Annotated in this window: 19 protein-coding genes and 1 pseudogene; 16 read left to right on the forward strand and 4 right to left on the reverse strand. The window is 52.8% G+C overall.

Features of this window, described 5'->3' with window-relative positions:
- Window positions 1-108: 108 nt before the first annotated feature.
- Together rcsB and rcsD are read right to left on the reverse strand one after the other, a co-directional pair.
- On the reverse strand, window positions 109-759 hold the full coding sequence (gene rcsB, locus OGX66_RS19510; RefSeq protein ID WP_003027592.1) for a response regulator transcription factor RcsB: 651 nt from the start codon (window positions 757-759) through the stop codon (window positions 109-111).
- A gap of 16 nt (window positions 760-775) precedes the next feature.
- Complete coding sequence (rcsD, locus tag OGX66_RS19515) at window positions 776-3,445, reverse strand: phosphotransferase RcsD (protein WP_003845134.1); 2,670 nt, start codon at window positions 3,443-3,445, stop codon at window positions 776-778.
- 738 nt (window positions 3,446-4,183) lie between these two features.
- On the opposite strand from rcsD, the gene OGX66_RS19520 reads away from it, so the two are divergent.
- The 6 genes and pseudogenes from OGX66_RS19520 (at window position 4,184) to mgtE (ending at window position 11,497) form a co-directional block, all read left to right on the forward strand.
- Window positions 4,184-5,284 carry a porin OmpC gene (locus OGX66_RS19520; protein ID WP_057101391.1) on the forward strand — a complete coding sequence of 367 codons (1,101 nt, stop codon included), beginning with the start codon at window positions 4,184-4,186 and terminating at the stop codon, window positions 5,282-5,284.
- A 115-nt stretch (window positions 5,285-5,399) separates the two neighbouring features.
- The gene (gene apbE / locus OGX66_RS19525; RefSeq protein ID WP_044711498.1) at window positions 5,400-6,452 is read left to right on the forward strand and encodes an FAD:protein FMN transferase ApbE; all 1,053 of its coding nucleotides are present in this window, start codon (window positions 5,400-5,402) and stop codon (window positions 6,450-6,452) included.
- A gap of 79 nt (window positions 6,453-6,531) precedes the next feature.
- Complete coding sequence (gene ada / locus OGX66_RS19530) at window positions 6,532-7,596, forward strand: bifunctional DNA-binding transcriptional regulator/O6-methylguanine-DNA methyltransferase Ada (protein WP_088903251.1); 1,065 nt, start codon at window positions 6,532-6,534, stop codon at window positions 7,594-7,596.
- Window positions 7,596-8,236 (forward strand): annotated as a pseudogene (gene alkB / locus OGX66_RS19535) (DNA oxidative demethylase AlkB). The gene ada and the pseudogene alkB overlap by 1 nt, the downstream one beginning before the upstream one ends.
- 75 nt (window positions 8,237-8,311) lie before the next feature.
- Window positions 8,312-9,955: a multidrug ABC transporter permease/ATP-binding protein gene (locus OGX66_RS19540; RefSeq protein ID WP_003027580.1), complete on the forward strand. Its 1,644-nt coding sequence runs from the start codon at window positions 8,312-8,314 to the stop codon at window positions 9,953-9,955.
- 105 nt (window positions 9,956-10,060) lie between these two features.
- Window positions 10,061-11,497 carry a magnesium transporter gene (mgtE, locus tag OGX66_RS19545; protein WP_003027576.1) on the forward strand — a complete coding sequence of 479 codons (1,437 nt, stop codon included), beginning with the start codon at window positions 10,061-10,063 and terminating at the stop codon, window positions 11,495-11,497.
- Here the strand turns inward: mgtE and OGX66_RS19550 are convergent.
- Window positions 11,460-12,707 (reverse strand): SulP family inorganic anion transporter, encoded by a 1,248-nt coding sequence (locus OGX66_RS19550; protein WP_088903402.1) that lies wholly within the window; start codon window positions 12,705-12,707, stop codon window positions 11,460-11,462. The two genes, mgtE and OGX66_RS19550, sit on opposite strands and share 38 nt — an antisense overlap.
- A 278-nt stretch (window positions 12,708-12,985) precedes the next feature.
- Here OGX66_RS19550 and mqo point away from each other — a divergent pair, with 278 nt between their 5' ends.
- On the forward strand, window positions 12,986-14,647 hold the full coding sequence (gene mqo / locus OGX66_RS19555) for a malate dehydrogenase (quinone) (protein WP_044711494.1): 1,662 nt from the start codon (window positions 12,986-12,988) through the stop codon (window positions 14,645-14,647).
- A gap of 92 nt (window positions 14,648-14,739) precedes the next feature.
- Here the strand turns inward: mqo and eco are convergent, their stop codons facing one another.
- The gene (gene eco, locus OGX66_RS19560; protein WP_003027568.1) at window positions 14,740-15,237 is read right to left on the reverse strand and encodes a serine protease inhibitor ecotin; all 498 of its coding nucleotides are present in this window, start codon (window positions 15,235-15,237) and stop codon (window positions 14,740-14,742) included.
- 412 nt (window positions 15,238-15,649) lie between these two features.
- Between eco and napF the strand changes: the two genes are divergently transcribed.
- The 9 genes from napF to ccmB are packed head-to-tail and all read left to right on the forward strand — an operon-like array spanning window position 15,650 to window position 22,784.
- Entirely contained in the window at window positions 15,650-16,141 is a 492-nt protein-coding gene (gene napF / locus OGX66_RS19565) for a ferredoxin-type protein NapF (protein WP_044701160.1), read from the forward strand.
- Window positions 16,131-16,394: a chaperone NapD gene (gene napD, locus OGX66_RS19570; protein WP_003027560.1), complete on the forward strand. Its 264-nt coding sequence runs from the start codon at window positions 16,131-16,133 to the stop codon at window positions 16,392-16,394. Before napF ends, napD begins: the two co-directional genes overlap by 11 nt.
- Complete coding sequence (gene napA / locus OGX66_RS19575) at window positions 16,391-18,877, forward strand: nitrate reductase catalytic subunit NapA (RefSeq protein ID WP_270932507.1); 2,487 nt, start codon at window positions 16,391-16,393, stop codon at window positions 18,875-18,877. Before napD ends, napA begins: the two co-directional genes overlap by 4 nt.
- Window positions 18,878-18,883: 6 nt before the next feature.
- Window positions 18,884-19,579: a ferredoxin-type protein NapG gene (gene napG, locus OGX66_RS19580; RefSeq protein ID WP_003027555.1), complete on the forward strand. Its 696-nt coding sequence runs from the start codon at window positions 18,884-18,886 to the stop codon at window positions 19,577-19,579.
- Window positions 19,566-20,429, forward strand: a complete 864-nt coding sequence (napH, locus tag OGX66_RS19585) for a quinol dehydrogenase ferredoxin subunit NapH (RefSeq protein ID WP_003027552.1) — start codon at window positions 19,566-19,568, stop codon at window positions 20,427-20,429. The genes napG and napH overlap by 14 nt, the downstream gene beginning before the upstream one ends.
- A complete protein-coding gene (napB, locus tag OGX66_RS19590) occupies window positions 20,426-20,875 on the forward strand; it encodes a nitrate reductase cytochrome c-type subunit (protein WP_003839442.1) in 450 nt (149 codons plus the stop codon). The genes napH and napB overlap by 4 nt, the downstream gene beginning before the upstream one ends.
- A gap of 9 nt (window positions 20,876-20,884) precedes the next feature.
- The gene (napC, locus tag OGX66_RS19595; RefSeq protein ID WP_003027548.1) at window positions 20,885-21,487 is read left to right on the forward strand and encodes a cytochrome c-type protein NapC; all 603 of its coding nucleotides are present in this window, start codon (window positions 20,885-20,887) and stop codon (window positions 21,485-21,487) included.
- Between the two features lie 20 nt (window positions 21,488-21,507).
- Entirely contained in the window at window positions 21,508-22,128 is a 621-nt protein-coding gene (ccmA, locus tag OGX66_RS19600) for a cytochrome c biogenesis heme-transporting ATPase CcmA (RefSeq protein WP_270932506.1), read from the forward strand.
- On the forward strand, window positions 22,125-22,784 hold the full coding sequence (gene ccmB / locus OGX66_RS19605) for a heme exporter protein CcmB (RefSeq protein ID WP_003027542.1): 660 nt from the start codon (window positions 22,125-22,127) through the stop codon (window positions 22,782-22,784). The genes ccmA and ccmB overlap by 4 nt, the downstream gene beginning before the upstream one ends.
- The last annotated feature ends 72 nt before the right edge of the window (window positions 22,785-22,856 follow it).

The following is a 22,856-nucleotide window of genomic DNA, read 5'->3' on the forward strand; positions in this document are numbered from 1 at the left end:
TGCCGGATGGCGGCGCTTGCCTTATCCGGCCTACGGAACACGCACCAAGCAGTGTCATTCGTAGGCCTGATAAACGGCGTGCCATCAGGCACTTTGGTGTTAAAAGAATTACTCTTTGTCTGAGGGACTCAGCGTTACGGAAGAGAGGTAATTCAACAGGGCGATATCGTTTTCCACACCGAGTTTCATCATTGCCGACTTTTTCTGGCTGCTGATGGTTTTAATACTGCGGTTGAGTTTTTTCGCGATTTCAGTAACCAGGAAACCTTCGGCAAACAGACGCAGAACTTCACTCTCTTTCGGTGACAGACGTTTGTCGCCATAGCCGCTGGCGCTGATTTTTTCCAGCAGACGAGACACGCTTTCCGGGGTGAATTTCTTACCTTTCTGCAGTGCGGCAAGCGCTTTCGGCAGATCGGTTGGCGCACCTTGCTTCAGTACGATCCCTTCAATATCGAGATCCAGTACCGCGCTCAGAATAGCCGGATTGTTGTTCATGGTCAGAACGATAATCGACAGGCTCGGGAAATGACGCTTGATGTATTTAATTAACGTGATCCCATCACCGTATTTATCTCCCGGCATGGAGAGGTCGGTAATCAACACATGCGCATCCAACTTAGGCAAATTGTTGATCAGTGCAGTGGAGTCTTCAAATTCGCCGACAACATTTACCCACTCGATTTGCTCAAGTGATTTACGAATACCGAACAGTACAATCGGGTGGTCATCGGCAATAATTACGTTCATAGTGTTCATGTATTGGGCTACCTTGCTACAGCAAGCTCTTGACGTAAACGTCAATGTCGCTGATGTATTTTTCTATACCTGGAGCATCTTTCTCTTGAATAAGATGTTCCAGCGCTTCACATAACTGCTTGCCGGGTACCAGATTAAGCATGGCAAACACGCCTTTCAGGCGATGGGCCGTTTGGGCTAACGCAGCGAAATCGCTGATAGCCGCCTCAGTATACAACCTCTTAACATCATCTGGTACTGTGTCTACAAAGAGAGCGTAGTAACCACTGGCATGAAGTTCGGCGTTTTCATCTCCGCCGAGGGGGAGTTCCTGGAACCCTTCTTGCGCCAGTTGCTCTTCAATCAGCTCAAGGACAGCTTCCTGCATAGCATTGCTCATATTAAAGTTAACGCGCAGTTGGCCAGGGCCAATTTTCCGCACGCCAGACTCATCATCGCTTAAAAGTAGGCCTGAAGCAGTAAGATTAGACGGATTATCCGTTAAAAAGAGATCATATTCTTGACTATTCAACCGTTCATCGGGCGTGATGCAGGTTGCCCCCCAGTTTTCCAGCTGACGTAATACAATGCTACGTACGTCATTTGAGGTGACATCAACCATTACGCAGACGTCATCCAACAGGCGCTCTTCACTATCAGCATGTTGATCGTGCAGCGGCATTTTAACATGGACGATATAACGTGTTCCAAGTTCTTCCCGCGCTTTGATATTCAGGTGTCCGCCAAGCTTACGGGCTAACTGATCGCACAACCAGAACGTCAGAGGGTTGGCTTTGCCATACCGATCGCCCTGCGTGTCATTGATGAACGGGAAATGGAGATTATCAACTTCATTCAATGTGACGCCTTGCCCGGTATCCAGAATGCGGAAGGTCAGGCGTTCAGCCTCTGACTCATCCTGGTCGACTTCCAGCGTGATTTTACCAATCTGCGTGGTGGTTACCGCATATTGGATCAACAGCAGCAAAATACGGCGCAAGGCATCGCGATCGCCACGGCGTTCATCATGGGCGCTAAGGTGATTTTTAATCAGTAGCTGCAGCCCCTTACGCTTAATGGCTGGCAGAACCTCCGGAACTACGTCGTCAATTAATGCCTGCACGGAAAACAGTGTGGATTCACCTTTCCAGGCATCGTTCTCCAGCAGGTTGGCTAGCTGGATTTCGTCCACCATTCGCACCAGAACGTCGGCCTGATTTGCCAGTTTCTGGCTGTCCGGTGTATTGAGCGCGGCGGCATTGGCAGCCAACGTTTTCGCGGGGTCTTTCAGCGCGCTGCCAATATTCTGCATAAAGGCCGCGCGGGCCTGCTGATTTTTCTCATACAGCCGCTGCGCTTGTTTCAGCTTCTTATTGACCAGCACTTCGCGGTCCTGGTCACGAATGATAAAGATCTGCGTTCTCGGGGAGATCTGGCTGCGAAACAGTCTGATTTCATACAGTTCATTATTGATGGTGGCTTGAATGATTCCCTGATGCTGCTCTGCCATGTTGGTAATGTTTTGCAGATTTAAATGCGGCAGCAGGTGATCGGCAATTTTGTTGCTGATAACCGTACGATTTGCTTCCTGATCGTGTACCAGTAATCCCAGTGGCAGAAGGGAAACAATCTCTTCATTGATTGCGCGAAGAACGCGCAGTTCATTATTTGCCGCAAGGTTTGGCGCCACTTGGGTGGAACGGACTGGGAGGTGGCGAAAAGTGGTATAGCCAAATAGCGCCAGGGCCAGCAACGCAATGTTCAGCAAAAGCGGTAGCAGAATGCTTTGCAATGTGTCGAGCAGCAATGAGCCAAACGGAACCTGCCATACCAGCCGCATATCCGTTGAGTTTAGCGCCGAAGAGATCTCAATTTTACTGTTGTTGAAATTAATGCTGACGCTGTCAGGCGACTCTTTTTCATTCAGGTGCTCGGTAGTTGAGGTGGCATCAGGTTCCAGATAGAAACTGTCCAGCGGCATACCGGGCGGGATCAAGTCATTAATCGGCAGGTCAAAGGCGACAACCGTTGCCAGATGTCCTGGCTGATTAAAGGTCGTGCGTAGCGTGAAGTAATGCCCGTTCTGCCAGGCCAGACGGCGCAGTGAAGAGAAGCTTTCACGTTCATCTAGCGCATTAGCCTGTTGCAGCATCTCAGCGCGCCGGGAATCGACAATATTCCCAATCGTCGATTCTTTAAAACCGGATGTAAGATCTTTCAGCGGTAACGTCGAGATTAGGATCAGGCTGTTGTCCTGACCATTCAGGTAATACATTGACCATGGGACATTCTCTGCGCCCCACAACGTATCCAGATATGTTGAAATGCGCTGGGTCATTTCCAATGTAGAACTGTCATGCGAGCCGAAAATCAGCGCCTCGGTCTTTCTGCGCGGCTTCTCAAGATAATAGACGTCTTGTTTCAGACGCGTTTCCTGCAGCCCTTCTGCACCCGGCGAACTGGTTGAGGCGGCAATGTTGTCATAGATTTGCCAGGTCACGTATCGCCAGGTATCGACCCTTTTATGAATGGCATGGGTAATATCGACGATCTGATAGCTCTTATCTTTTAACCAGGTGTTGACGGCGCTCTGGACCATAACACCCATCATCACCAACAGCACAACGATCAGTAATAAGAAGAAACGGGTAATACTTCCTGGCAACAGGGAGAATCGGGTGGAAACCGTTGTGTCAGACTGACTCATTCGTGTTTATGACCTGTTAAACGACGCGAAAGATGAAGGGGCAGTATAAAGGGTAATGTATGAATTACCACACTTACACCGCGCGGCAGAGGTTGCATTTTTTACGCCTCATTTGGTTGCACCCGTGACGGTGCAAAGGTGTACAGTGGATAACGGCGGGTACAAATATTCGTACGGAAAGTATACATTTAGCATTAAATAACAATCAATTATTTGTCAGGCTTATATCTGAGCGCAGTGCTATGAGATAGTTAATAGTCGTTATAGTTTTGCATCGGTAGCACAGAAAGGTAAGTTTTGTGTAAAGAAGGGTAAAAAAAAACCGAACGCTGAGCATTCGGCTGAAATAGGGGTAAACAGACATTCATAAATGAATGACGGTAATAAATAAAGTTAATGATGATAGCGGGTCTATTTTAGTTGCGAGTGAAGATTTTTTTTTGTCATTCAGTGCTATAAGAATTTTTCATGTAATCTGTTGATTTTAAAGATTATTTATATGATTCTTGATTATTTGTGCTTATTTTGCCTATTTTTTGATTTTAAAAAAGTTCCCTTGTATTAATATTTTGAAACATCTATGCAGATAAATGAAACACCTTAAAAGTTTTAGTATCATATTCGTGTTGGATTATTCTGTGTTTTTGCGGAGAATGAAGTTGCCGACTGGTTAATGACCTTAATCAGTATGCAGTGGCATAAAAAAGCAATAAAGGCATATAACAGAGGGTTAATAACATGAAAGTTAAAGTACTGTCCCTCCTGGTACCAGCACTGCTGGTAGCAGGCGCAGCGAATGCGGCTGAAATTTATAACAAAGACGGCAACAAATTAGACCTGTACGGCAAAGTCGACGGTCTGCACTATTTCTCCGATGACAAAAGCGCTGACGGTGACCAAACCTATATGCGTATCGGCTTCAAAGGCGAAACTCAGGTTAATGACCAACTGACCGGTTACGGCCAGTGGGAATACCAGATTCAGGGTAACGCGCCTGAATCTCAGAACAACTCCTGGACGCGTGTGGCGTTTGCGGGTCTGAAATTCGCTGATGTTGGTTCTTTCGACTACGGTCGTAACTACGGCGTAGTTTACGATGTAACGTCCTGGACCGACGTTCTGCCGGAATTCGGCGGCGACACCTACGGTTCTGACAACTTCATGCAGCAGCGTGGTAACGGTTTCGCGACCTACCGTAACACCGACTTCTTCGGTCTGGTTGATGGCCTGAACTTTGCCCTGCAGTATCAGGGTAAAAACGGTAGCCCGGAAGGCGAAGGCATGACCGGCGTGACCAACAACGGTCGTGAAGCACTGCGTCAGAATGGCGACGGCGTTGGCGGATCTATCACTTATGATATCGGCGAAGGCTTCTCTCTGGGTACTGCAGTCACCAGTTCCAAACGTACCGACGAACAGAACCGTTTGAACTTCGGTACCGGCGACCGTGCTGAAACCTATACCGGTGGTATTAAATACGACGCGAACAACTTCTACTTTGCAACTCAGTACACTCAGACCTACAACGCAACGCGTGCAGGCTCCATGGGTTGGGCTAACAAAGCACAGAACTTCGAAGCGGTTGCTCAGTACCAGTTCGACTTCGGTCTGCGTCCGTCCGTGGCTTACCTGCAGTCTAAAGGTAAAGACCTGGGCCGTGGCTATGGCGACGAAGACATCGTGAAATATGTTGATGTTGGTGCGACTTACTACTTCAACAAAAACATGTCCACCTATGTTGATTACAAAATCAACCTGCTGGATGACAATCAGTTCACCCGTGACGCAGGTATCGGTACCGATGATATCGTAGCGCTGGGTCTGGTTTACCAGTTCTAATCTACATTTATTGTTATCAAAGGCCCTGCGGGGCCTTTTTTAATGCTGTTTTTCCGCCGTACAAACAACGATTTTTGGTGTACTCTTGCGCGCGTTCGCATGAGGATAATTACGTATGGAAATGAAATTTTATCGCGCAGCGCTGCTGGCGGTGACGATTTTTTTTGTCGGGTGCGATGAAGCCCCGAAACCTGCTCAGACCACAACGCCAGCCACCGTTCTGGAAGGTAAAACCATGGGCACTTTCTGGCGGGTCAGTGTCGTGGGCGTCGATGCAAAACGCGCCGCAGAACTACAGGTGAAGATCCAGACTCAGCTTGATGCCGATGATCAACTGCTCTCCACCTATAAAAATGACTCTGCATTGATGCGCTTTAACTTATCGAATAGTTTGTCACCATGGCCGGTTAGCGACGCCATGGCGGATATCGTGACCTCGGCGCTACGCATTGGCGCAAAAACCGATGGGGCTATGGATATCACCGTGGGGCCGTTAGTCAATCTGTGGGGCTTTGGCCCGGATCAGCAACCGTTGCATATTCCCACCCAAGAGCAAATTGACGCTGCAAAAGCGCAAACCGGACTTTCACATCTAAAGGTCGTGAATGAAGCGCATCGGAATTACCTGCAAAAAGACTTGCCGGATCTGTATGTGGATCTCTCTACCGTTGGCGAAGGGTACGCCGCCGATCATCTGGCACGATTAATGGAGCAGGAAGGGATCGCCCGTTATCTGGTTTCCGTTGGTGGTGCGCTAAACAGCCGCGGTATGAATGCTGAAGGGCATCCGTGGCGAGTCGCAATTCAGAAACCGACCGATCGTGAAAACGCGGTGCAGGCGATTGTAGACATTAACGGGCATGGCATTAGCACCTCCGGCAGCTACCGTAACTATTATGAGCTGGATGGCAAGCGTCTTTCCCATGTTATCGATCCGCAAACCGGTCGTCCGATTGAACACAACCTGGTGTCCGTAACGGTCATTGCGCCAACGGCGCTGGAAGCTGACGGCTGGGATACTGGATTGATGGTGCTCGGCCCGGAAAAGGCCAAAGAAGTTGTGCGTCGTGAAGGGCTGGCGGTCTATATGATTATGAAAGAGGGCGAGGGGTTTAACACCTGGATGTCGCCGCAGTTCAAAAGCTTTCTGGTCAGCGAAAAAAATTAAAAAGCAAGATTGCGGGTTTTTGTATCCGGCTATGGGGACACACTGAGGCTAAGCGCTATGCTTAACAAAGGAGTCCGAAATGAAAAATCGTTTACGCATCACTGACGATGACCGTTGGCAGTCCGTTTTGGCTCGTGACGCCGACGCCGACGGTCATTTTGTTTTTGCCGTCCAGACCACCGGTATTTTCTGCCGTCCGTCCTGTCGGGCAAAACATGCGCTGCGCAAAAATGTCTGCTTTTTCTCTGATGCTCAGCAGGCGCAGGCTGCCGGGTTTCGCCCCTGTAAGCGCTGCCAGCCGGATAAAGACAGCGCGCAGCAGCATCGGCTGGACAAAATTGCCCGCGCCTGCCAGTTGTTGGAGCAAGAGTCACCTCTTACGCTGGACGAGTTGGCACAACAGGTGGCAATGAGTCCGTATCACTTACATCGCTTGTTCAAAGCTACGACAGGCATGACCCCGAAAGCGTGGCAGCAGTCCTGGCGTGCCCGCCGTCTGCGCGATGCTCTGGCGAAAGGTGTTCCGGTTACGCAGGCGATTCTCAACGCCGGATTCCCCGACAGCAGCAGCTATTACCGCAAAGCGGATCAGACATTAGGCATGACCGCAAAGCAATTTCGTAAAGGTGGCGACAACGTTTCTGTACGCTATACCCTCGCAGATTGCGCTCTGGGTCGTTGTCTGGTGGCAGAAAGCGAGCGGGGTATCTGTGCGATCTTACTTGGTGATGATGACGCCACGTTAGTTGCGGATCTGCATGAGCTGTTTCCCGCCGCGCAGGATGTTCCTGCAGATGCCGATTTTCAGCAGCGCGTGCGCGAAGTGATCGCCGCGATCAACTCGCGTGACGCGTCGCTATCGCTACCCCTGGATATCCGGGGCACCGCATTTCAGCAGCTGGTGTGGCAGGCGCTGCGCGCAATTCCGTGCGGCGAAACAATGAGCTACCAACAGATGGCCAGCGCCATCGGCAAACCGAAGGCGGTACGCGCGGTGGCCAGTGCCTGTGGGGCCAACAAACTGGCGGTTGTTATTCCGTGTCACCGGGTGATCCGTGGTGATGGCGCACTTTCGGGCTACCGATGGGGTATTGCGCGCAAGGCGCAGTTACTGCAACGGGAAACTACTGGCGAGGAAACATAATGCTCGATCTTTTTGCGGATGCTAAACCCTGGCAGGAGCCGCTGGCTTCAGGTGCGGTTATTCTGCGACGTTTCGCTTTTGACTCTGCACCCACTTTACTGCAGGCGATAGCGGACAGTCGCCATTTCGTCAGATGGTAACGCCCGGCGGCTATACGATGTCGGTGGCAATGACCAACTGCGGCCATCTGGGCTGGACGACGGATCAGCATGGCTATCTTTATTCTCCGTTTGATCCACTCACCGGCGTGCACTGGCCGCCGCTGCCGGATGCATTTGCTGACCTGTGTCAACAGGCGGCGACGGCGGCGGGCTATGCTGATTTTCAACCCGATGCCTGCCTGATTAACCGCTACACGCCAGGGGCAAAACTGTCCTTACATCAGGATAAAGACGAGCCCGACCTGCGGGCGCCGATTGTCTCTGTATCGCTGGGGCTACCGGCCATCTTTCAATTTGGCGGATTGCGCCGTAATGACCCTTTAAAGCGTTTGCTGCTGGAACATGGCGATGTCGTGGTGTGGGGCGGTAATTCACGGCTGTTTTATCATGGGATCCAGCCGCTTAAAACGGGGTATCATCCGTTGACCGGAGACTGTCGTTACAATCTGACGTTTCGTCAGGCAGGTAAAAAAGAATAAAAATAAGAATTATTATTGCTGTCAGCGAAGAGATGTTTAAACTGCGGGCTGTTATTACTTGTCCGGGTTGTGTGCATGGAACTTTTACTTCTTGTCTGGCGGCAGTATCGCTGGCCATTTATCAGCGTGATGGCGCTCAGCCTCGCCAGCGCCGCGTTGGGGATTGGGCTGATTGCGTTTATCAACCAGCGTCTGATTGAAACGGTCGACACCACGCTGATGGTGCTACCGGAGTTTCTTGGCCTGCTGCTGTTATTGATGGCCGTCACCCTCGGTTCACAACTGGCGCTCACCACGCTGGGACACCACTTTGTCTACCGACTGCGTAGCGAATTTATCAAACGGATTCTGGACACCCACGTCGAGCGCATCGAACAGCTTGGCAGCGCCTCGTTGCTGGCGGGTTTAACCAGTGATATCCGCAACATCACCATCGCCTTTGTTCGTCTGCCTGAGCTGGTACAGGGGATTATCCTGACAGTCGGATCGGCGGCGTATCTGGCGATGCTGTCGACTAAAATGTTGCTGGTGACGGCAATCTGGATGGCAATCACCATCTGGGGCGGATTTGTGCTGGTGGCGCGGGTGTATAAACACATGGCCACCTTGCGCGAAACTGAAGATAAGTTGTACAACGATTATCAAACGGTGCTGGAAGGGCGCAAAGAGCTGACGCTCAACCGTGAGCGTGCCGAGCATATCTTTAATCAGATGTACGTCCCGGATGCCAAAGAGTACCGTCACCATATTATTCGCGCCGATACTTTCCACCTGAGCGCAGTCAACTGGTCGAACATTATGATGCTGGGCGCCATTGGTTTGGTGTTCTGGATGGCCAACAGTCTGGGCTGGGCGGATACCGCCGTGGCGGCGACCTATTCGCTGACGCTGCTATTTTTGCGCACGCCGCTGCTCTCTGCCGTTGGCGCGCTACCGACGCTGCTCACCGCGCAGGTAGCGTTCAACAAGCTGAACAGGTTTGCCCTTGCGCCCTTTAAGGCCGAATTCCCACGTCCAAATGCGTTTCCGAACTGGCAGACGTTGGAGTTACGTAACGTGGTTTTCCACTATCAGGATAACGCCTTCTCCGTTGGACCCGTGAATCTGACGATTCATCGCGGTGAACTGATCTTTCTGATTGGCGGTAACGGTAGCGGGAAATCTACGCTGGCGATGTTACTGACTGGTCTATACCAGCCGCAGTCAGGCGAAATATTGCTTGATGGTAAGGCCGTTGCCGTTGAAAAACCGGAAGACTACCGCAAGCTATTCTCCGCCGTGTTTACCGACGTCTGGCTGTTCGACAAACTGCTGGGGCCGGAAGGTAAAGAGGCTAATCCGCAGCTGGTCGCGAAGTGGCTGGAACATCTGAAGATGGGGCACAAGCTGGAGCTGAGCGATGGCCGTATCCTCAATCTGAAACTGTCGAAAGGGCAGAAGAAACGCGTGGCGCTGCTGCTGGCCCTGGCGGAGGAGCGCGACATCATTCTGTTGGACGAATGGGCTGCCGATCAGGATCCCCATTTCCGCCGGGAGTTCTATCAGGTGCTATTGCCTTTGATGCAGGAAATGGGCAAAACCATTTTCGCCATTAGCCACGACGATCACTATTTTATTCATGCCGACAGGCTGCTGGAAATGCGTAACGGACAGTTGAGTGAACTGCTGGGCGATGAACGTGAAGCCGCCTCGCGTGACGCGGTGGCTCGCACAGCCTGATCCTACGTGCCGCCGGTTTTTTAGCCACCCGGCGGCACTGTTTATTGTTATTTACATAAATCAGCATCATGATTAATGATATTTCATATCATGGATTTATGATTAATGTCCGTAATAAACAAAAACAGCGCCAGGCTGCGTGATGAAGAGCGTGCGCGCCTTATCTGGCTGCTGACCACTGATAAAGCCATTATTTCAACACTGTTGGGCAAGCTTACCCTGGCTGAGCAATATGACGTCGGTACGTTAGCCGACGATATTGCTGAGGTAGGGGCGCTGGTCGCCCACCTGCCGCCTCCCGATTTAGCCGATACCCTCGAAGCATTACCTTCAGAAGAGCGTCACGCCCTGTGGCGACTGGTCGAAAGTGAAAAGCGTGGTAACGTCCTGCTTGAGGCGTCTGAAAACGTCTGGGACGACCTGATCGATGAGATGAGCGACCGCGAAATACTGGATGCGCTGCAATATCTCGATATCGATGAACAGATTTATCTGGTGCAGCATCTCCCGCGTAACCTCACTGGACGGTTGCTGGCGACGTTACCAGCCGAAGAGCGGGCGCGTGTCCGCCAGGTAATGCATTACGAGAAGAATCGCGTCGGCGCGATTATGGAGTTCGAAGTCATCACCGTGCGTCCGGACGTGACGCTGGAAGTGGTGCAACGCTACCTGCGACGGTTGGGCAAAATGCCGGAGAACACCGATAAACTCTTCGTGACCGATCGCAATAAAGTGCTGGTTGGAGAACTGACGCTAACCTGCATTCTGCTCAATGATGTGCAACGCAAAGTCAGCGAGGTGATGGAAGATGACCCGCTCACCTTTTCTCCGGACGATATCGCTGAAAACGCTGCACGTACCTTCGAACGTGACGACCTGGTCAGTGCTGCAGTCGTTGACCCTTCAGGCAAGCTGATGGGCCGCTTAACTATCGATGAGATCGTCGATGTGGTCTATGAAGAAACTGATACCGATTTGCGTCGAATGGGGGGCTTAAGCGCCGGAGAGGATGTGTTTGCGCCCGTTACCAAAGCGGTAAAAACCCGTTGGGCGTGGCTGGCCGTTAACCTCTGTACCGCCTTTATCGCCTCGCGGGTGATCGACGGTTTTGAACATACGATTTCGCAACTGGTGGCGCTGGCCTCGCTGATGCCAATTGTGGCGGGAATTGGCGGCAATACCGGGAATCAAACCATCACCATGATCGTCCGCGCGCTGGCGCTACAAAATATTCAGCCGGGGAACCTGACGTTTTTGATCCTGCGCGAAATGGGCGTTGCAGTGATTAATGGCCTCGTATGGGGCGGAATTATGGGCGGTATTACCTGGTGGCTGTACGATGACATGGCGCTCGGCGGAGTAATGACCCTGGCGATGATGCTTAATTTGTTGATGGCAGCATTAATGGGGGTCATCATTCCGATGACGATGGTGAAGCTCGGGCGCGACCCGGCGGTTGGCTCGAGCGTCATGATTACGGCTATTACCGATACCGGCGGTTTCTTTATTTTTCTCGGTCTGGCAACGCTGTTTCTGATGTAGCCGCGCGTTTGCTTCTGACGATACGTGGCAGAATGAGCATTGCCATCACCCCGGCAACCACGCCAATCGCCAGGTTGCCGGTGGATACCGTGGCAGCGACGGTCACCAGCATCACCAGCGTTTCAGTGACGGGGAGTTTCCTCAGCGTGGCGGGCTGGATGCTGTGCCAACTGAAGGTTTTTACCGCCACAATCACCATAATTCCCGCCAGCACCGACATGGGTATTTCTGCCATCACTTCGCTTAACCCAGTGACTAACAGTAGTAATACCAGTCCGGCGGCAACCGTCGAGACGCGGCTGCGTCCTTTGCCCATCTCGACGTTAACGATGGTTTGACCAATCATCGCGCACCCGGCGATGCCGCCATAAAATCCGGCCAGAATATTGGCTATCCCCAGCCCGGCACTCTCGCGATTCTTATTCGACGGCGTCACCGTCAGGTCATCCACCAGACGGGCGGTCAACAGCGACTCCATCAAACCGACAAAAGCGATACTCAGCGCGCAGGGCCAGATAATCGCCAGCGTTTGCAGGTTGAGCGGAACCAACAACTGGGTGAAACCCGGCAGGCCGCCGCTCATCGAACCTTCGTCACCGACGGTCGGTAACAGTTGCCCGCTGGTGACAGTGAACACGGTCAGCAGCACGATGGCGATAAGCGGTGCGGGGATAGCTTTAATAAACCGCGGAACCCACAGCACAATCAGCAGCGTCAGGACAAACAGCCCCCAGATGAGCGGGCTTTTCCCCCAGAAATGAGGGACCTGGGCAAAGAAAATCAAAACACCTAGTGCGTTGACAAATCCGGTCATCACGGCCGTAGGGATGAATCGCATCAGACGTGCCATTCCCAATACACCAAACAGGATCTGAATCATCCCGGCCAGCACCACTGCAGGCAGGATGTATTGCACGCCGTGTTGATGCACCATCGGACCAATCACCAGCGCAACCGATCCTGCAGCGGCGGTAACCATTGCCGGACGACCACCTAAAAAGGACATCGCCAGGCACAGTACGACGGAGGCGATCAGACTGACTTTAGGATCAACGCCTGCGATAACGGAAAACGAGATCACTTCCGGGATCAGCGCCAGGGCGGTTACCACACCGGCCAGTGTTTCGCGAACCAGCAGACGGGGTTGGCGCAGCACGGCACAGGTCGCGTTTTCCGCGACTGCGACAGAGGAATGTTGAGTTGCAGACATAATTACACTCAGGTCAAAAATGGCCTGATACAGCAGACCGACAGGCATCCGTGCGGTGAATAGCAAAGCGCAGCATAGTACCCGTCTGACGGACTGGTTTCCAGAAATGATTGTCAATAACCGTATAAACCATCAACGTATTAATAACATTTTTAAAAATTAAATATAATTTATAAACAATATTTAATTATTTTTACTTAAGTGTTACCGTTGATGCCGCTCGATTTTCACCTGCATTAAAAGCAAAAAAGCGATACTAAAAGTAAGGCATTAACATTATGAAAAAAGTGACTGCCATGCTCTTCACCATGGCTGTAGGGCTGAATGTTGTCTCGATGGCGGCAAAAGCGAAAGCGGCGGAAGAGCAGGAAACGGATGTACTGTTGATTGGCGGCGGTATCATGAGCGCCACGCTGGGAACCTATTTACAGGAGCTGGAGCCGCAATGGTCAATGACCATGGTTGAGCGACTGGATGGTGTAGCGCAGGAAAGCTCAAATGGCTGGAATAACGCCGGAACGGGACACTCCGCACTGATGGAGCTGAACTACACGCCTAAAAAGGCCGACGGTAGCATCAGCATTGAAAAGGCAGTCGAAATTAACGAAGCCTTCCAGATTTCCCGCCAGTTTTGGGCCTGGCAGGTCAATAATGGCGTGATGCATGACCCGCGTTCATTTATCACCACCGTTCCGCACATGAGTTTTGTCTGGGGTGACGAGAACGTGAATTTCCTGCGTGCCCGTTACACGGCACTCCAGCAAAGCACCCTGTTCCGCGGTATGCGCTACTCTGAAGATCACGCGCAGATTAAAGAATGGGCGCCTTTGGTTATGGAAGGTCGCGATCCGCAGCAGAAAGTTGCGGCAACGCGTACCGAGATCGGTACTGACGTGAACTACGGCGAAATCACGCGCCAGTTGATTACCTCATTGCAGAAAAAGCCCAACTTTGCGCTGCAGTTGAGCACCGAAGTGCGCGGTTTTAAGCGTAATGCCGACAATAGCTGGACGGTCACGGTTGCCGATCTGAAAAATAACGAAGCGGAACATGATATCAAGGCGAAGTTTGTCTTTATCGGTGCCGGTGGCGCTGCGCTGAAGCTGTTGCAGGAAACCGACATTCCGGAAGCGAAAGGCTATGCCGGATTCCCGGTGGGCGGGCAGTTCCTGGTTGCGGACAATCCGGACGTAGTCAATCGCCACCTGGCGAAAGTGTATGGTCAGGCCTCCGTTGGCGCGCCGCCGATGTCCGTACCGCACATCGACACGCGTATCCTTGATGGCAAGCGCGTTGTGCTGTTTGGGCCATTCGCGACATTCTCCACCAAGTTCCTGAAAAACGGTTCATTGTGGGATCTGCTCAGCTCGACCACCACGTCGAACTTTATGCCGATGGTCAACGTGGGTCTGGATAACTTCGATCTGGTGAAATATCTGGTGAGCCAGGTGATGCTCAGCGACGACGACCGTTTTGCTGCGCTGCAAGAGTACTATCCGCAAGCGAAAAAAGAAGACTGGCGTTTATGGCAGGCGGGCCAGCGTGTACAGATCATCAAAAGCGATGCGGAGAAGGGCGGCGTGTTGCGTCTGGGTACTGAAGTCGTCAGCGATAAAGAAGGCACGATTGCTGCGCTGCTGGGAGCTTCTCCGGGCGCATCAACCGCGGCACCGATCATGCTGCATCTGATGGAAAAAGTGTTTAAAGATAAAGTGGCCAGCCCCGAGTGGCAGGCGAAGCTGAAAACCATCATTCCGTCTTATGGTACTAAGCTGAACGGTAACGTTGAGGCTACGGAACAAGAGTTGCAGTACACCAGTGAGGTTCTGGGTCTGAAATATGACAAGCCGCAGGTTGCTGATGAAGCACCGAAACCACAGCTGAAACCTCAGGCACAACCGCAGCCTGAACAGAAAGCCGTCGCGGATATCGCACTGTAAATACAATGCCGGATGGCGCTGCGCTTATCCGGCCTGTTTTATGCGTCTGTAGGCCGGATAAGGCGGAACGCCGCCATCCGGCACATCCTGACTTAGCGCGCGACTGCGTCCTGAATTTTATCTTCTGCTTTCCAGATACGGTATTTAACGTCCACGTTTTCCGGGGTGTAGACCACAATCGGCAGCTTGCTGTTGTAACGGAGCATGCCGTCATCACCCAGATACGCAGTAATGAATTTCTTCTCTTTCTTACCGTCCGGGCAGGCCATCATGGTTGAAACCGGAGATGTGACTTTGTCGAAGACGTAGTAGTCATATCCCCAACCTTCCAGCGTTTTGCTGTCCAGTTCGCCACCCAGGCGGTGTTGGTTGCAGTCAACTTCCAGCGTTTGTCCGATCAGCAGTTCTACTTTCAGAGTAGATTCATCTTTCTCAGGGGTAAGCTGGATAACCTGGCGCTTCATACCCTTTTCCGCCTTAGGATAAGGGGCGACTTTTTCCAGCGGTTGAGCGCCGGCTTCGTTACTGGCAGCCCATGCAGAGGTGCTGGCAAAGGCGGCGAAAAGTACGGCAGGGACAATTGTCTTCATCTTATTGTTCACAGTGTTTCCTTTCTTCTGTCTTTTGAACGAGTCTGGGGCAGGTTAACATATTCGCATCATCAATTAATCTGTATTTACTTATATTTTAAGTGTATCTAGCAATGGTTTACGTGCAATGTAGCTATATATTCTAAGAATCATCTTAAACAGAAGATTATTCTCTTAATATTGAATCGCTATATACGAGACTATATAACTCGTTGAAATGTGAGCAAAAGCGCATTTTTTCCCGCCAACTCAACACTCCTTTGATCCGGCAACAGCATTTACCCCAATTGGGGTATGCACCTCTAACACATCCTGAAATATCTTACGGCTAAAAATAACTACTCATAAATAGTGCAGTTTTTTATGTCGTTCAACCCGCCGAGGGAGGGCGTCATTATGGAAGGACAATGTCATGGTTGATTTATCCCGTCGAGGCATGTTGACAGGCAGTTGGCGAAACGCCAGCTCAGGGATCCGTCCGCCGTGGAGCAAGGAAGACTCTCACTTTCTGGCCCATTGCCTCCGTTGTGACGCCTGCATCCAGGCGTGCGAAACCGACATCCTGCAGCGAGGCCAGGGTGGTTACCCGAGCGTAAATTTCAAACACGGCGAGTGCAGCTTTTGCTATGCCTGCGCAGAAGCCTGTCCCGAATCACTTTTTCTTCCGCGCCACACCAGGGCATGGGATCTGAACTTTACGATTGGGGAAAACTGTCTCGCACATCAGTCCGTTGAATGTCACCGCTGTCAGGATAGCTGTGAGCCCATGGCAATAACCTTTCGCCCCACGCTGTCCGGTATTTATCAGCCGCAGCTCGACAATCAGGACTGTAACGGATGTGGCGCCTGTGTCGCTATCTGCCCGGTATCAGCCATTAACGCGGAGTACAACCATGGACAATAACTGGCAGGTCTGCAGCCTGGTCGTTCAGGCCAAAAGCCAGCATATCAACGATATCGCCACGCAGTTGCGTTCCTTTCCCGGTTGCGAAGTTGCCCTCAGCGATGTGGAAAGTGGTCAGTTGATTGTGGTGGTGGAAGCTGAGCAAAGTGAAACGCTAATGAAAACAATTGAGTCAGTGCGCAACGTTGCGGGCGTGCTGGCGGTGTCGCTGGTTTATCACCAGCAGGATGAGCAAGGTGAGGAAACACCATGAAACTCAGTCGTCGTAGCTTTATGAAAGCTAACGCCGTTGCGGCCGCTGCGGCGGCTGCCGGGTTAAGCGTGCCGGGCGTTGCCCGCGCGGTAGTCGGTCAGCAAGAAGCCATCAAATGGGACAAAGCCCCGTGCCGTTTTTGCGGGACGGGCTGCGGCGTATTGGTCGGAACGCAGCAAGGGCGTGTTGTGGCATGCCAGGGCGATCCGGATGCGCCGGTTAACCGTGGGCTTAACTGCATCAAAGGTTACTTCCTGCCGAAAATCATGTACGGGAAAGACCGTTTAACGCAGCCGATGCTGCGCATGAAAGACGGCAAATATCACAAAGAAGGCGAGTTCACCCCGATTAGCTGGGACCAGGCTTTTGACGTGATGGAAGAGAAATTCAAAACGTCGATGAAAGAGAAAGGCCCGGAATCTATCGGCATGTTCGGCTCTGGCCAGTGGACGATTTGGGAAGGTTATGCCGCTGCCAAATTGTTTAAAGCGGGTTTCCGTTCCAATAACATCGACCCGAACGCACGTCACTGCATGGCCTCAGCGGTAGTCGGCTTCATGCGTACCTTCGGTATGGATGAACCGATGGGCTGCTATGACGATATCGAACATGCAGACGCCTTCGTTCTGTGGGGCGCGAATATGGCAGAGATGCACCCGATCCTGTGGTCGCGCATCACCAACCGTCGTCTGTCCGATCCTAACGTCAACGTCGCAGTTCTCTCCACTTTCCAGCACCGCAGCTTTGAGCTGGCGGATAACGGTATGGTCTTCACGCCGCAAACCGATCTGGTGATCCTCAACTACATCGCGAACTACATCATTCAAAACAATGCGATTAACCAGGATTTCTTTAGCAAGCACGTCAACCTGCGTAAAGGCGTGACGGACATCGGCTACGGTCTGCGTCCGACCCATCCGCTGGAAAAAGCGGCGAAAAACCCGGGATCCGATGCCTCTGAACCGATGAGCTTTGAGGATTACAAAGCCTTCGTTGCTGAGTACACGCTGGATAAAACCGTCGAAATGACCGGCGTACCAAAAGATCAGCTGGAACAACTGGCGCAGCTGTATGCCGATCCGAAGAAAAAAGTCATCTCCTACTGGACGATGGGCTTTAACCAGCACACCCGCGGTGTATGGGCCAACAACCTGGTCTATAACCTGCACTTGCTGACTGGCAAAATCTCCCAGCCAGGCTGCGGCCCGTTCTCTCTGACCGGCCAGCCTTCCGCCTGCGGCACCGCGCGTGAAGTCGGTACATTCTCCCATCGTCTGCCTGCGGACATGGTGGTGACAAACGAAAAACACCGCGATATCTGCGAGAAGCACTGGAATATTCCGTCAGGGACCATTCCGGCAAAAATCGGTCTGCACGCCGTGGCGCAAGACCGCGCGCTGAAAGATGGCAAGCTCAATGTCTACTGGGCGATGTGTACCAACAACATGCAGGCTGGTCCGAACATCAATGAGGAGCGTATGCCGGGCTGGCGCGATCCGCGCAACTTCATCATTGTCTCCGATCCGTACCCGACGGTCAGCGCCTTGTCTGCTGACCTGATCCTGCCGACTGCGATGTGGGTAGAGAAAGAAGGTGCCTACGGTAACGCTGAACGCCGTACACAGTTCTGGCGTCAGCAGATTAAAGCACCGGGCGAATCGAAGTCGGATCTGTGGCAACTGGTGCAGTTCTCTCGTCGCTTCAAAACAGAAGAAGTGTGGCCCGAAGAACTGCTGGCACAAAAACCGGAGTTGCGTGGCAAAACGCTGTATGACGTGCTGTTTGCCACGCCAGCAGTGACAAAATTCCCGGTGACTGAACTGGCTGAAGATCAACTGAATGATGAATCCCGCGAGCTGGGTTTCTATCTGCAAAAAGGGTTGTTCGAAGAGTACGCCTGGTTTGGTCGCGGCCACGGGCATGACCTTGCGCCATTTGACGATTACCACAAAGCCCGCGGTTTACGCTGGCCGGTCGTTGAAGGCAAAGAGACCCAGTGGCGCTACAGCGAAGGCAACGACCCTTACGTGAAAGCAGGTGAAAGCTACAAGTTCTACGGTAAACCGGACGGTAAAGCGGTTATCTTCGCGCTGCCGTTTGAGCCTGCTGCTGAAGCGCCGGATAAAGAATATGACCTGTGGCTATCCACCGGACGTGTTCTGGAACACTGGCATACCGGCAGTATGACGCGTCGTGTGCCTGAACTGCACCGCGCTTTCCCGGAAGCCGTGCTGTTTATCCACCCGCTGGATGCAAAAGCACGCGATCTGCGTCGTGGCGATAAGGTCAAAGTGATTTCCCGTCGTGGCGAAGTGATTTCGATTGTTGAAACACGCGGTCGTAACCGTCCGCCGCAGGGGCTGGTGTACATGCCGTTCTTCGACGCCGCACAGCTGGTGAACAACCTGACGCTGGATGCGACGGATCCGCTCTCCAAAGAGACGGATTTCAAGAAGTGCGCCGTGAAACTGGCGAAGGTGTAACGCGTTATGTCTCGGTCAGCAAAACCCCAAAATGGCCGCCGCCGCTTTCTGCGCGATATGGTTCGCGCAGCGGGTGGGTTGGCCGTCGTTGGCGTGGCGCTGGGGTTGCAACAACAAACCGCACGCGCAACCGGCGTGCGGTTGCGTCCGCCAGGTGCACTAAGCGAGGAGGCATTTGCCAGCGCTTGCGTACGTTGCGGTCAGTGCGTTCAGGCATGTCCGTATGACACGCTGAAGCTGGCGACGCTGGCCTCCGGGCTGGCGGCTGGTACGCCATATTTCATCGCCCGTGATATTCCCTGCGAAATGTGTGAGGACATTCCATGCGCCAAAGTCTGCCCCAGCGGCGCGTTGGACAGAGAAATTGAATCCATTGACGATTCGCGTATGGGGCTGGCGGTACTGCTGGATCACGAAAACTGCCTCAACTATCAGGGATTACGCTGTGACGTTTGCTATCGCGAGTGCCCGAAAATCGATGAGGCGATCACCCTGGAGCTGGACCGTAACATGCGTACCGGCAAGCATGCGCGGTTTATTCCTACCGTGCACAGCGATGCCTGTACCGGCTGTGGGAAATGCGAAAAAGTCTGCGTACTGGAGCAGCCAGCAATAAAAGTGCTGCCGTTGTCGCTGGCGAAAGGGGAGTTAGGACACCATTACCGCTTCGGTTGGCTGGAGGGGAACAATGGCAAATCGTAAACGTGATGCCGGGCGTGAAGCGCAGGCAAAAAAAGGATGGTGGAAGAGTCATCGTTGGCTGCTGCTGCGTCGTCTGAGTCAGTTTCTGATACTGGCGATGTTCCTTAGCGGCCCGTGGCTTGGTGTTTGGATTCTGCATGGCAACTACAGTAGCAGCCTGTTGCTGGACGCTATCCCGTTCACCGATCCGCTGATTACTCTGCAAAGCCTGGCCAGCGGGCATCTGCCAGCGACGGTGGCGTTAACGGGGGCAGCCATCATTACGGTGCTGTATGCCCTGGCCGGTAAGCGACTGTTTTGCAGTTGGGTTTGTCCCATGAACCCGGTCACCGATTTAGCCAGCTGGCTGCGCAGAAGGTTTGACCTGAATCAGTCCGCAACCCTGCCGCGCCATATACGGTACGTCCTGCTGGTAGTCATTCTGGTTGGTTCAGCGCTGACTGGTACGCTGCTGTGGGAGTGGATAAACCCGGTTTCTTTGCTGGGACGTAGCCTGGTAATGGGATTCGGTAGCGGAGCGTTGCTGATCCTCGCGCTGTTTTTATTTGATTTACTGGTCGTTGAGCATGGCTGGTGCGGGCATCTCTGCCCACTGGGTGCGCTGTATAGCGTGGTGGGAAGCAAAGGTGCATTAACCGTTTCGGCAAAAGAACGTAACAGATGTAACCGCTGTATGGATTGTTTTCATGTTTGCCCGGAACCGCATGTGCTACGTGCGCCGGTGCTGGATGAGCAAAGTCCGGTGCAGGTAACCAGTCGCGATTGCATGGCCTGCGGTCGCTGTGTGGATGTCTGTTCTGAGGATGTTTTTACAATAACAACACGATGGAGTTCGGGAGCGAAATCATGAAAAGCCATGACCTGATTAAAGCGCTGAGTCAATGGATGGCCGCGCTGGCCTTGCTAGTCAGTGGGGCAGTTTGGGCTGCAAACGGAGTGGATCTGAGCCAGTCACCGGAAGTCTCAGGAACACAGGAAGGGGCGATTCGCATGCCGAAAGAGCAAGTGCGTATGCCGCTGAACTATGTGAATCAGCCGCCGATGGTTCCGCACAGCGTTGAAGGATATCAGGTGACGACTAACACCAACCGCTGCCTGCAATGCCACGGTGTGGAAAGCTATCGTACCACCGGTGCGCCGCGCATCAGTCCGACGCACTTTATGGATAGCGACGGCAAGGTATTGGCTGAAGTCGCGCCGCGTCGTTATTTCTGTCTGCAATGTCACGTTCCGCAGGCTGACGCCGCGCCGATTGTTGAAAATACCTTCACCCCCTCGAAAGGTTACGGGAAATAAGAGGTCATTATGGAAAATTCTAACCGTAAACCAGGCTGGATTAAGCGCGTCTGGCAATGGTGGCGTCGCCCCAGCCGTCTGGCGCTCGGCACGCTGTTGTTAATCGGCTTTGTGGGCGGCATTATTTTCTGGGGCGGCTTTAATACCGGTATGGAAAAGGCCAATACAGAAGAGTTCTGCATTAGCTGTCACGAAATGCGCAATACGGTGTACCAGGAATACATGGAAACCGTACACTACAACAACCGCAGTGGTGTGCGAGCGACTTGCCCTGATTGCCATGTCCCACACGAGTGGGGCCCGAAAATGATCCGTAAGATCAAGGCCAGTAAAGAGCTGTACGCGAAAGCACTGGGGTTAATAGATACACCGCAGAAATTTGAAGATCATCGTTTAACGATGGCGCAAAATGAGTGGCGGCGTATGAAAGATAACAATTCGCAAGAGTGTCGAAACTGTCACAACTTCGAGTTTATGGATTTAACCGCCCAGAAAGGCGTCGCGGCCAAAATGCACGACCAGGCCGTGAAAGACGGGCAAACCTGTATTGACTGCCATAAAGGGATAGCGCACAAACTGCCTGATATGCGCGAAGTCAAACCGGGCTTTTAACAGGATGTAGATAACCAGGTATGCTTGAAGCCAGAGAATTACTTTGCGAGCGGGATGACAGAATACTGTTCAGCGAGTTGTCATTTCGCGTCAACGCAGGGGAATGGGTACAAATTACCGGCAGCAACGGCGCAGGGAAAACCACTCTGCTGCGGTTGCTTACCGGGCTGGCGCGTCCCGACGCAGGGGAGGTTTGCTGGCAAGAGCAACCTCTGCATCACGTGCGGGACAGCTACCATCAGCAACTACTGTGGATCGGACATCAGCCGGGGATAAAAACCCGGCTTTCGGCGTTGGAGAACCTGCGTTTCTTCCATCATGACGGCGACATCGCGCAGTGTCTGGCTGCGCTGGCGCAGGCGGGACTTGCCGGATATGAAGATATCCCAGTGAACCAACTTTCCGCCGGACAACAGCGGCGCGTGGCGCTGGCCCGTTTGTGGCTGACCCGCGCCCGACTGTGGATCCTCGATGAACCCTTTACCGCCATTGATGTTAACGGCGTTGAGCGACTGACTCTGCGTATGGCGCAGCATACGGAGCAGGGCGGTATTATTATTCTCACCACCCACCAACCGCTCAATGTTGAAACCGATAAAGTGCGACGTATTGCGCTGACCAGTGAGAGGGCAACGCAATGATGTGGCGAATCTTTCGTTTAGAACTGCGAGTTGCGTTTCGTCATAGTGCGGAAATTGCTAATCCTTTATGGTTCTTCCTGATTGTTATTACGCTGTTCCCCCTGAGTATTGGGCCGGAGCCACAGCTGCTGGCGCGCATAGCGCCGGGCATCATCTGGGTTGCGGCGCTACTGGCGTCATTGCTGGCGCTGGAACGGCTATTTCGTGATGACTTACAGGATGGCAGCCTTGAGCAACTGATGCTGCTGCCGTTACCGCTACCGGCCGTGGTGCTGGCGAAAGTGATGGCGCACTGGGTCGTGACAGGTCTGCCGCTGCTGATCCTATCGCCGCTGGTGGCGCTGTTGCTGGGCATGGATATGTACGGCTGGAAAATTATGGCGCTGACCTTGTTACTCGGAACGCCGACGCTGGGTTTTCTCGGCGCGCCGGGCGTGGGGTTGACGGTGGGCTTAAAGCGCGGCGGCGTGCTGTTAAGCGTGCTGGTACTCCCGCTCACCATACCCTTACTGATTTTTGCGACCGCCGCGATGGATGCGGCTTCTATGCACTTACCGGTTGAAGGGTACATGGCGATTCTGGGGGCGTTGCTGGTCGGCAGCGCCACGTTAAGCCCGTTTGCCACAGCCGCGGCGTTACGGATAAGCGTGCAGTAACGAGAATTAGATGTGCAGGCCGGGCAAGGCGCTCCGGCACAACGGATTTTAATTTATGGAGTCTGGTGACTG

The sequence above is a fragment of the Citrobacter sp. Cf072 genome, from assembly GCF_030334485.1.
Lineage (GTDB): Bacteria > Pseudomonadota > Gammaproteobacteria > Enterobacterales > Enterobacteriaceae > Citrobacter > Citrobacter freundii.

Coding starts and splice junctions, on each gene's coding strand:
- napA (WP_270932507.1), top strand. CDS start 16,391: ATGAAACTCAGTCGTCGTAGCTTTATGAAAGCTAACGCCGTTGCGGCC.
- mgtE (WP_003027576.1), top strand. CDS start 10,061: ATGTCCGTAATAAACAAAAACAGCGCCAGGCTGCGTGATGAAGAGCGT.
- apbE (WP_044711498.1), top strand. CDS start 5,400: ATGGAAATGAAATTTTATCGCGCAGCGCTGCTGGCGGTGACGATTTTT.
- napB (WP_003839442.1), top strand. CDS start 20,426: ATGAAAAGCCATGACCTGATTAAAGCGCTGAGTCAATGGATGGCCGCG.
- napC (WP_003027548.1), top strand. CDS start 20,885: ATGGAAAATTCTAACCGTAAACCAGGCTGGATTAAGCGCGTCTGGCAA.
- napF (WP_044701160.1), top strand. CDS start 15,650: ATGGTTGATTTATCCCGTCGAGGCATGTTGACAGGCAGTTGGCGAAAC.
- mqo (WP_044711494.1), top strand. CDS start 12,986: ATGAAAAAAGTGACTGCCATGCTCTTCACCATGGCTGTAGGGCTGAAT.
- napG (WP_003027555.1), top strand. CDS start 18,884: ATGTCTCGGTCAGCAAAACCCCAAAATGGCCGCCGCCGCTTTCTGCGC.
- rcsD (WP_003845134.1), bottom strand. CDS start 3,445: ATGAGTCAGTCTGACACAACGGTTTCCACCCGATTCTCCCTGTTGCCA.
- eco (WP_003027568.1), bottom strand. CDS start 15,237: ATGAAGACAATTGTCCCTGCCGTACTTTTCGCCGCCTTTGCCAGCACC.
- OGX66_RS19550 (WP_088903402.1), bottom strand. CDS start 12,707: ATGTCTGCAACTCAACATTCCTCTGTCGCAGTCGCGGAAAACGCGACC.
- ccmB (WP_003027542.1), top strand. CDS start 22,125: ATGATGTGGCGAATCTTTCGTTTAGAACTGCGAGTTGCGTTTCGTCAT.
- napD (WP_003027560.1), top strand. CDS start 16,131: ATGGACAATAACTGGCAGGTCTGCAGCCTGGTCGTTCAGGCCAAAAGC.
- rcsB (WP_003027592.1), bottom strand. CDS start 759: ATGAACACTATGAACGTAATTATTGCCGATGACCACCCGATTGTACTG.
- ccmA (WP_270932506.1), top strand. CDS start 21,508: ATGCTTGAAGCCAGAGAATTACTTTGCGAGCGGGATGACAGAATACTG.
- OGX66_RS19540 (WP_003027580.1), top strand. CDS start 8,312: ATGGAACTTTTACTTCTTGTCTGGCGGCAGTATCGCTGGCCATTTATC.
- napH (WP_003027552.1), top strand. CDS start 19,566: ATGGCAAATCGTAAACGTGATGCCGGGCGTGAAGCGCAGGCAAAAAAA.
- ada (WP_088903251.1), top strand. CDS start 6,532: ATGAAAAATCGTTTACGCATCACTGACGATGACCGTTGGCAGTCCGTT.
- OGX66_RS19520 (WP_057101391.1), top strand. CDS start 4,184: ATGAAAGTTAAAGTACTGTCCCTCCTGGTACCAGCACTGCTGGTAGCA.